Annotated in this window: 7 protein-coding genes and 1 pseudogene; 6 read left to right on the top strand and 2 right to left on the bottom strand. The window is 63.3% G+C overall.

Annotated elements, in window-relative coordinates; genetic code table 11:
• Positions 1–51 precede the first annotated feature (51 nt).
• The 4 genes from PYV00_RS06890 to PYV00_RS06875 all read left to right on the top strand — a co-directional run bounded on the left by PYV00_RS06890 (position 52) and on the right by PYV00_RS06875 (position 2,758).
• Positions 52–705: a ParA family protein gene (locus tag PYV00_RS06890; RefSeq protein WP_275227545.1), complete on the top strand. Its 654-nt coding sequence runs from the start codon at positions 52–54 to the stop codon at positions 703–705.
• Positions 705–1,040, top strand: a complete 336-nt coding sequence (locus PYV00_RS06885) for a hypothetical protein (RefSeq protein WP_275227544.1) — start codon at positions 705–707, stop codon at positions 1,038–1,040. The genes PYV00_RS06890 and PYV00_RS06885 overlap by 1 nt, the downstream gene beginning before the upstream one ends.
• Positions 1,037–1,996 carry a replication initiator protein A gene (locus PYV00_RS06880; RefSeq protein WP_275227543.1) on the top strand — a complete coding sequence of 320 codons (960 nt, stop codon included), beginning with the start codon at positions 1,037–1,039 and terminating at the stop codon, positions 1,994–1,996. The genes PYV00_RS06885 and PYV00_RS06880 overlap by 4 nt, the downstream gene beginning before the upstream one ends.
• 204 nt (positions 1,997–2,200) lie before the next feature.
• On the top strand, positions 2,201–2,758 hold the full coding sequence (locus tag PYV00_RS06875) for a hypothetical protein (protein WP_275227542.1): 558 nt from the start codon (positions 2,201–2,203) through the stop codon (positions 2,756–2,758).
• Here PYV00_RS06875 and PYV00_RS06870 read toward each other — a convergent pair.
• Positions 2,716–3,075 (bottom strand): annotated as a pseudogene (locus PYV00_RS06870) (type IV secretory system conjugative DNA transfer family protein); the annotation flags it as partial. The gene PYV00_RS06875 and the pseudogene PYV00_RS06870 overlap by 43 nt on opposite strands.
• Before the next feature lie 57 nt (positions 3,076–3,132).
• Complete coding sequence (locus tag PYV00_RS06865) at positions 3,133–6,102, bottom strand: Tn3 family transposase (protein ID WP_222887296.1); 2,970 nt, start codon at positions 6,100–6,102, stop codon at positions 3,133–3,135.
• A 140-nt stretch (positions 6,103–6,242) separates the two neighbouring features.
• Between PYV00_RS06865 and PYV00_RS06860 the strand changes: the two genes are divergently transcribed.
• Positions 6,243–6,812 (top strand): recombinase family protein, encoded by a 570-nt coding sequence (locus tag PYV00_RS06860; protein ID WP_013849886.1) that lies wholly within the window; start codon positions 6,243–6,245, stop codon positions 6,810–6,812.
• Positions 6,813–7,643: a hypothetical protein gene (locus tag PYV00_RS06855; RefSeq protein WP_275227541.1), complete on the top strand. Its 831-nt coding sequence runs from the start codon at positions 6,813–6,815 to the stop codon at positions 7,641–7,643.
• The last annotated feature ends 20 nt before the right edge of the window (positions 7,644–7,663 follow it).

The following is a 7,663-nucleotide window of genomic DNA, read 5'->3' as shown; positions in this document are numbered from 1 at the left end:
TGCTAAGCGACTAAGCGATATAAGCCGCTTAGTCGCTTAGCAGGAGCCGTTATGCAGACTTGGGCTATCATCGCACAGAAGGGCGGGCAGTCGAAAACGACCATCGCGACCGCCTTTGCCGTGGAGGCCGCCCGCGAAGGGGCGGCGGTCGTGATCCTCGATGCCGACGATCGGCAGGGGTCGGCGCTCTATTGGTCGGAGCGCCGCGAAACCGACGATGTATTGGTGAAGGACAGCAGCGTCGCGGGCTTGCCGCTGCACGTCTCGCGTGGGCGCGAGAGCGGCAAGCTGGATCTTATCATCATCGACACGCCGGCGAACTCAAAGGACATTGCCATGCTGGCGGCCGAGCAGGCCGATTTCGTGGTGATCCCGGTCGCACCGCGCGGCCTCGACGTTCATTCGGTGCTGCAAACCGTCAAGCAGGTGCAGCAGGCGGGAACGCCGTTCGCTGTGATCCTGACGCAAGTGCCCCACCAGGGAGGGGAGGGGACCGAGGCGCGCGCCGGCTTCGCGGCGAAGGGCGTGGCGGTGTTCGATTCCGTGCTGCACTTCCGCAAGGACTTCTACAAGGCGACGCCGATCGGCAAGACCGCGATCGAGCTGGACCCCGAGAGTAAGGCGGCGGCCGAGTTGCGCGCCGCCTTCGTCGAGGCTAAGCGACTAAGCGGTTATGCGAATAAGCCACCAAGCGAGGTAGCGTAATGGCCAAGAAATCGTCGGCCCTGGCCGGAATCTTCGATGATCCCGAACCCGAGGCAGCGCCCCCGTCCGAGCCGGCGCAGCCGGTGGGGGAACCCGCCGCCCGATCGCGGCCGAAGCGGGCAGGGGAGGGCGCGCGGGGCGCATCCAGCGCCGCGCCGGCACGCCGCAGCAGCCATCCCGGCAAAAAGCCGGTGTTGATCCACATTCCCGAGGATATGCACCGCACCTTGCGGCAGCTCAGCGTCGAGGAAGGCGGCGAGCCGCTGACCGTCATCACCGAGCGGCTGTTGCGGCAATATCTCGTTCAGCGCGGCCATACCCGGTTCGCGCCGTGAGCAAGCGCCGCGATCCGAACCCCGAGTTCGATTTCTTCATTCCGTTGATGAACGACCTTCCGCTGAAAGATCAGCGGGAGGTGATGGAGCGGCCGTTTTTCTCGCTCCAGAAGCGCAAGCGCCTCAAGCCGATCGAATATCGCAGCCCGGACGGCGAGGCGTGGGTGAAGGTCGAGGCGATGCCGGCCTATGGCATGGCGACGATATGGGACGCCGATATTCTGATATGGGCCGCGTCCGTCCTCAACCGGATGAAGGAGCAGGGCGTCAACGACCTGCCCCGCACGCTCACCACGACCACCTACGACCTGTTGCGCGGCATCCGGCGCGGCACCGGGGGGCGGGCCTATCAGGAGTTGCAAGCTGCCCTGTCGCGCTTGGAGACGACTTCCATTCGCACATCGCTGCGCGCGCCCAAGCGACGCACGGAGGCGCAATTCGGGTGGCTGGACGGTTGGTCGCTTGAGGTGGACGCGGACACCGATCAGCCGCGCGGCATGACCATCACCCTGTCGAATTGGGTCTATGAAGGCATCGTCAGCGAGCGGTCGTTGCTCACCATGCACCAGGATTATTTCCTGCTGACTGGCGGGCTTGAACGCGCGCTCTACCGGATCGCGCGCAAGCACGCGGGCCAGCAGCGGGGAGGGTGGACCTGTCGCGTCGAGATGTTGCGCGAGAAGGCCGGCAGCGATGCCCAGCCCAAGGAGTTCAACCGCATGTTACGGAAGATCATCGAGGCCGACCAGCTTCCCGAATATACGCTGGCGATGACGCAGACGGTCGATGGCGCGCCGGCGGTGCTGTTCCAGTTGCGCGGCGCGGCCGAGGCCGCCGAGCTGCACGCCAGGCTAGAGGCCGACCGCGAACGCCGGGAGCGCATGGACGCCGATCGCCGGCGAACGCAGGAGGTGGACGACCTCATGGACCGCCTCGCACGTGGCGGGACGCGCTGAACTATCGTGGTATCACCCACCGGCTTGACTCCGGTGCTGCGCTAGGGTCGCCGCATCTGCGACTCGGAACGCCGGATTACGCGGCTTTTGGGCCTTCGGGCTGTGGATAAGTCGAGCCGGATCGGTGCGCGGCATCGTGGTTTCGCCCACCTTGGCGTCGTGGTTTCACACACCCGGCCTTCGTGGTTTCACACACCGAATCACGTGGGATCACCCACCGCGCAGATTTCCAACCCATTGCCCAAAAACGGGAAAAACCGCTTTCAGACCGGCTTAACTTACTTAACGATTCCTCTTTTAACAGAATCCTTAACGGAGAAGCGCCGCCTCTTGGGGCTTCGCCCCGCCGGCTCGCGGCCTTCGGCCGCCCCGGATCGCTTTGCGATCCTCCCACCCGGCATCCCCATGATGAGCCGGCTTCGCCGGCACGCTTTTTATTGGTGTGTGGAATTTGCCGAACCGTCGCGCTCATCCATCCAGCGCCGCGTCCAGAGGCACCGTCGCAGATTGGCTTTCCAGAAAAGCCAGGCGGATAGCGCGGCGATCCATTCGAGAGGGCAGGGCAGACGGAAACGTCCCGACTGGCGCGATTTCCGGGCCGCACAGCCTCATTTCGAGCGTTTGGAAGGGTTCGGGACGATCGAGCGTTCCATGCCGCTCTACGGGCTTCCCTGCCGGTCGCATTTTTGGCGCGAGATCCACGCGCCGTTTAAACGGCTTCACGCCTTTTCGAATTTCCCAGCGAACTCGCGATCGGCATAGTAGCGCAGCTTGTCGGCCACGATTGGGCGCTGCCCCGCGAGGAACAGCAATTCGAGGTTCGCCGGCATCGTGCGGACCTCATCAGGGGTCAGCAGGGGGCGGCCGACATGCTGGACGCCGAACGAGATTCCGCTCTCGTCCGCGTCGAGCGCGCGGCTCATCGTCTCGAACACGACCGTCTCCTGGCCGAGCAGATCGGAGACGAGTTTGGCGCTGTCGTGATCGTTGACGCCGAACACCTGCAGGACGCCAGCGTTGGACAGGAAGGTGCCGGCGCGACGCTCATAGGTGGCGCGGAGCTGATGAACGTCTTGCAGAGGGCGTAGCGTGGAAGGTACGCTAAACAACGCTAAGGGAGAACAACCGAGGAACGCTTAGGCGGCGCGGCTGTCCGGCGGAAGATTGAGGGCCTTGCGGCCAGCGGAAGCGGCTGCACGATCCCAAAGGAAATCGCCGGAAAAGGCAATATGCTCCCAGCCAACCGGTGACGTATGGACAAGCAGATCATCGGGGACCGGGACCGCTGCCGATCGCAGATGCTGGGCGGCGTGGTCCATGTAGATCGTGTTCCAATAGACGATCGCCGCGATGACCAGGTTGAGGCCGGATGCCCGATATTGTTGAGCTTCATGGCTGCGGTCGATGATGCGGCCCTGGCGGAAGGTGTAGATCGCCTGCGTCAGGGCATGGCGCTGCTCGCTGTTGTTGAGGCCGGCATGGCATCGCCGGCGCAGATCGGGATTTTCGAGCCAGTCCAGCATGAACAGGGTCCGTTCGATCTTCCCGATTTCCTGTAGTGCGACGTCGAGCTGGTTCTGCCGTTCGTAGGCGGCGAGCTTTCGCAGCATGACCGACGGCGCGACGTGGCCAGCCTTGATCGACCCTACGAGGCGCAGTACGTCGTCCCATTGTTCATTGATGATGTCGGTGCGGATACGCTTGCCCAACAACGGGGCGATGGACGGATAGGCCGAAACCGGCGCGATCGGCGCAAGCCGCCTGTCCGGAAAGTCGCGCAGGCGCGGGCAGAAGCGAAATCCCAGCATCGCGCACAGGGCGAAGACATGGTCGGTCGCCCCGCCGGTGTCGGTGTAATGCTCGACGATCCTGAGATCGGTGCCATGGCTGGTGAGGCCGTCGAGGACATAGGGCGCTTCATGCGTGGCGGCCGAGATCACATTGACGTGGTAGGGCCCGCGCTGATCGGAAACATGGGTGTAGAAGCTGAAGCCATGATCGACGCCATAGCGGGCGTTGATGTCGCCGCCCGATGCGCCGCGCTTCGCGCCCCTGAAGAACTGACCATCGGAACTGGACGTTGTGCCGTCGCCCCATACCCGCGAGAATGGCAGGCGGTGGTGCGCGTTGATGAGGACGGCGAGCGCCGCGCGGTAGCTCTCGTCGCGGATATAGGCGTCATGGGTCCACAGGAGTTGATCGCGCGTGACTCCCTGGCTCGCGGCGGCCATGCGCGACAGGCCGAGATTGGTGGCGTCGGCGAGGATGGTGGCGAGCAGCGCATTTTCATTGGGACATGGCTCGCCGGTGCGCAGGTTGGTGAACGCCGAAAGAAAGCCAGTTTCCTGCGCCACCTCATGTAGCAGTTCGGTGATACGGATGCGTGGCATCATCGCATCGAGCCGGTCGGCCAGCGCTTCGGCGTCGGGCGTTGCGATCGTGCGAACGGGGGATATCTGGAGGCGGTCGTCGCGGTATCGCACACCCTCCAAAGCGTCGCGCTTCAGGCGCTGGGCGAATTTCTTCAGCCGCCAGTCCAGTTCGCGCCCCCGCTGTTCGAGCCATTCGCTGGCTGTAGGGGGCAGGCCAAGAGCCGATACGACCGGTTTCGCCTTTGCTTCGCTGAGCAGGTAGCTGTCGAACCGGCGGTATCCCGCCGATCGCTCCACCCAGACATCCCCGGAGCGGAGCTTGTTGCGCAGATGCGCGATCGTCGCGATCTCCCAGAGCCGTCGATTGATCTTGCCGTCGTCGCCCACGACGATTTTCCGCCATTCCTTGCGAAAGGGCATCGGAGCGTCGGTAGGCACATCGCGCTTGCCCGACCTGTTGAGGTCGCGCAGTATCTCAATGGCGGCGATCGTTTTCGCGCTGCCCTTTCCGGCCCTGAACTGTAGCGCTTCAAGCAGATCAGGGGCGAACTTGCGCAACGTCGCATAGCGGTCGGCCGCGACCGTCAGCGGATCAAGATTGGCGGTTTCCGCGATCGTCGCCACTTCCGGTCTGGCCTTCAGGAGGGTGTGCCATCCTACCGAGGCGTCCAGGACCTCCATCGGGTCTTCGCCGGTATCGACCGCATCGGTCAGCGCGTCGATCGTCCTGCCAAAGATCAGCATCAGCCGCGCCACGTTCTTCGACGTGGTGGCATAGCTGCGTGCCTGAGCGTTTTTCGCGCGGGTGAAGATGCTGCCGATCAGCTTGTCCGCCATTTCCAGGGCGTTGTCGGTCAGTCGTTCTTCAAGATCGAGCAGGAAAGCGACAAGTGTGGCGCGTCGGCGGGAGGGGATATACCGCTCAATCATATAGGCAGGAGAAGCGCGGCCTTCCCTGACATATTGCCGAAAGCGGTCCGCATGGATGCGGCCAGCCACGTCCGGAGAAATGCCGATCTTCCGCACTTGCCGCAGGCGGTCGAGGATCTGGCGGATGTGATCGGGCTTAGCCGCAATGGGAATGGTCTTGAGCAAAGCGAGTTGGCTCGTGCCGCCGGCGTCGTCGAAGAGCTGATCGAGGGCGTTGACCTGTTCGGTGCTGAGATCGGCGATCAGAGCATAGGCAGCTTGCTTGCGCGCACGCGCGCGTCCCGCGCTGCTGGTGCGTTCGATGGTGGAGATGGACGGCAGCAAAATCCGGGCCTCGCGCAGGGCGGTGACCACGCCCATCGCAATCGTCATCCCCTTGTCGGTCGCCCATGCCGCTTTCGCGGCCGCTTCGATCATGAAGGGAATATCCGCACGGGTCGCCCCCCGAAGGCCCAAGCGCACCGCCAACTCACGGGCATGATCCGTCATTGTCTGATCCCGCGCCGCATAGTTGGCCAGGTCGGTTACGTGCAGACCAAGTTGCTCCGCGACGAAAGCGGCGAGATCATGGGGTATTGCTCCCCTGTCCTGTATCAACTGCGCAAGCGTGATACCCGGGTGCCGCAGGAGCGCGAGTTGCAGCGCCACGCCCAACTGGTTCCGTCGCTCCCGTCGCGCGCCGATGATCTCGATATCCGAAGGTTCGAAGGTGTAGAGCCGTGCCAGGCGGTCGCGATCGGTCGGGATGGCGAGGATCTGATCGCGCTCGCGCTCGGTCAGGAGTTGATGCTTGCGCTTCGTCATGCCGGTTCCCGTCCACAAAAGGTCATCTGCGCCTATGGACAGCCATGAGTAAAGAGACATAGTATGTGGACGGATATGGATGGAGCGAAGCGGTCGCCCTTGATAACGTCCACAGAACGACCGTTTGGGAGACGCACGGGATGGGCGATATTCTGGGTTATGCCCGCGTCAGCACCGGCGATCAGGACGTGGCTGGACAGACCATGCGTCTGGAGGAGGCCGGCGCGATCAAGGTGTTCACCGACGTCATGTCGGGCAAGAGCATGGAGCGGCCCGGTCTGGCCGAACTGATCGCCTATGCCCGCAAGGGCGACACGCTGGCGGTGGTCCGCCTCGATCGGCTTGGGCGCTCGCTCGCCGAATTGCTCACCACGGTCGAGACGCTACGCGGCCAGGGCATCGCGCTCCTGAGTCTTGAGGAAAAGATCGACACATCGTCGGCCGCCGGCGAACTCATCTTCCATGTGTTCGGGGCCATCGCCCATTTCGAGCGGAGACTGATCTCCGAGCGAACCAGGGATGGGATCGCCGCCGCGCGCGCCAAAGGCAAGTTGCCCGGCCGTCAGCCGCTCGACATGTCCAAGGTACATGCCGCCATCAAACTGGTCGAAGCGAGCATCTCGCCGACAGAAGCAGCACGACAACTCGGCATCGGCCGATCGACCATCTATCGAGAAATGCGCCGCCTCGGCGTGGAAAGGCCCATCTGAATGTCCAGATCGAAATCGGCTCACGATCTTTCCGGCCTGATGAAATATGCGGATCGCGCGCCATGGGATGAGGCATTGGCCGAAATGCTGTCCGCGCATCTCGATCCGGCGAGCGAAGCGACCGGACTCGAGCCTGACGCCATATTCGAGATAATTGGCGATCACTGGCAAGGGCCGCTATGGGGCTGCGCCTTTGAAGATCTGCTTACGCAGGAACTGGAACCCGACGGTCGCAATCTGGTCGATGACTATCTCAAGCGCCGGGGCTGGAACGAAAAGGCGCCGAACAAGGCCTATATGCGCGCGTTACGCGATACGGTCATGTCGCTCTATGAGGTCAGCGAAGTCGTGCCTGGTCAGTCGATGACCTTGCGCGATCTGCTGCGCGACGTTGCTCCGGTGACGGTGCGCGAACACGGTGCAACCCAGACCCTGGTCAACTGGGACAAGATCGCCGCAAGGGTTGTCGACGTGAACGGGCGCCATGGCATTTCCGGAGCGCTGTTGCCGTTCAGCGCTGAGGGCGCCGTGCGAGTGGTCGAGGCATTTTCCCGACTTGCCGACGAAACTCAGGACACTGCGGAATTGGACCCGTCCGATCGGGACGCGCTTCTGGGAGCATCGGGACCGATGTTCACGAACATGTGGCTGCTCGACTGTCTGGGCAAGGCCATGCCCGGCAGCGCGCCGGATATGGTCAACGCCGACGGCGATGACCTGGTGTTCCACCGTATCGTTTTTCCGCTGGCGAAAGGCGTGGTCGGCAAGAGCCTGATCCGAAGGCTGAATGCGCGGCGACAACTACGATGGCCGGTTGAGCGGCGACTATGATGGCCGGTAGGATCGGTTGT

This window comes from Novosphingobium album (ex Liu et al. 2023), assembly GCF_029076845.1.
Classification (GTDB): domain Bacteria; phylum Pseudomonadota; class Alphaproteobacteria; order Sphingomonadales; family Sphingomonadaceae; genus Novosphingobium.
Note: the sequence above shows the minus strand (reverse complement) of the source record. Positions and strands in the feature narration are given on the sequence as shown.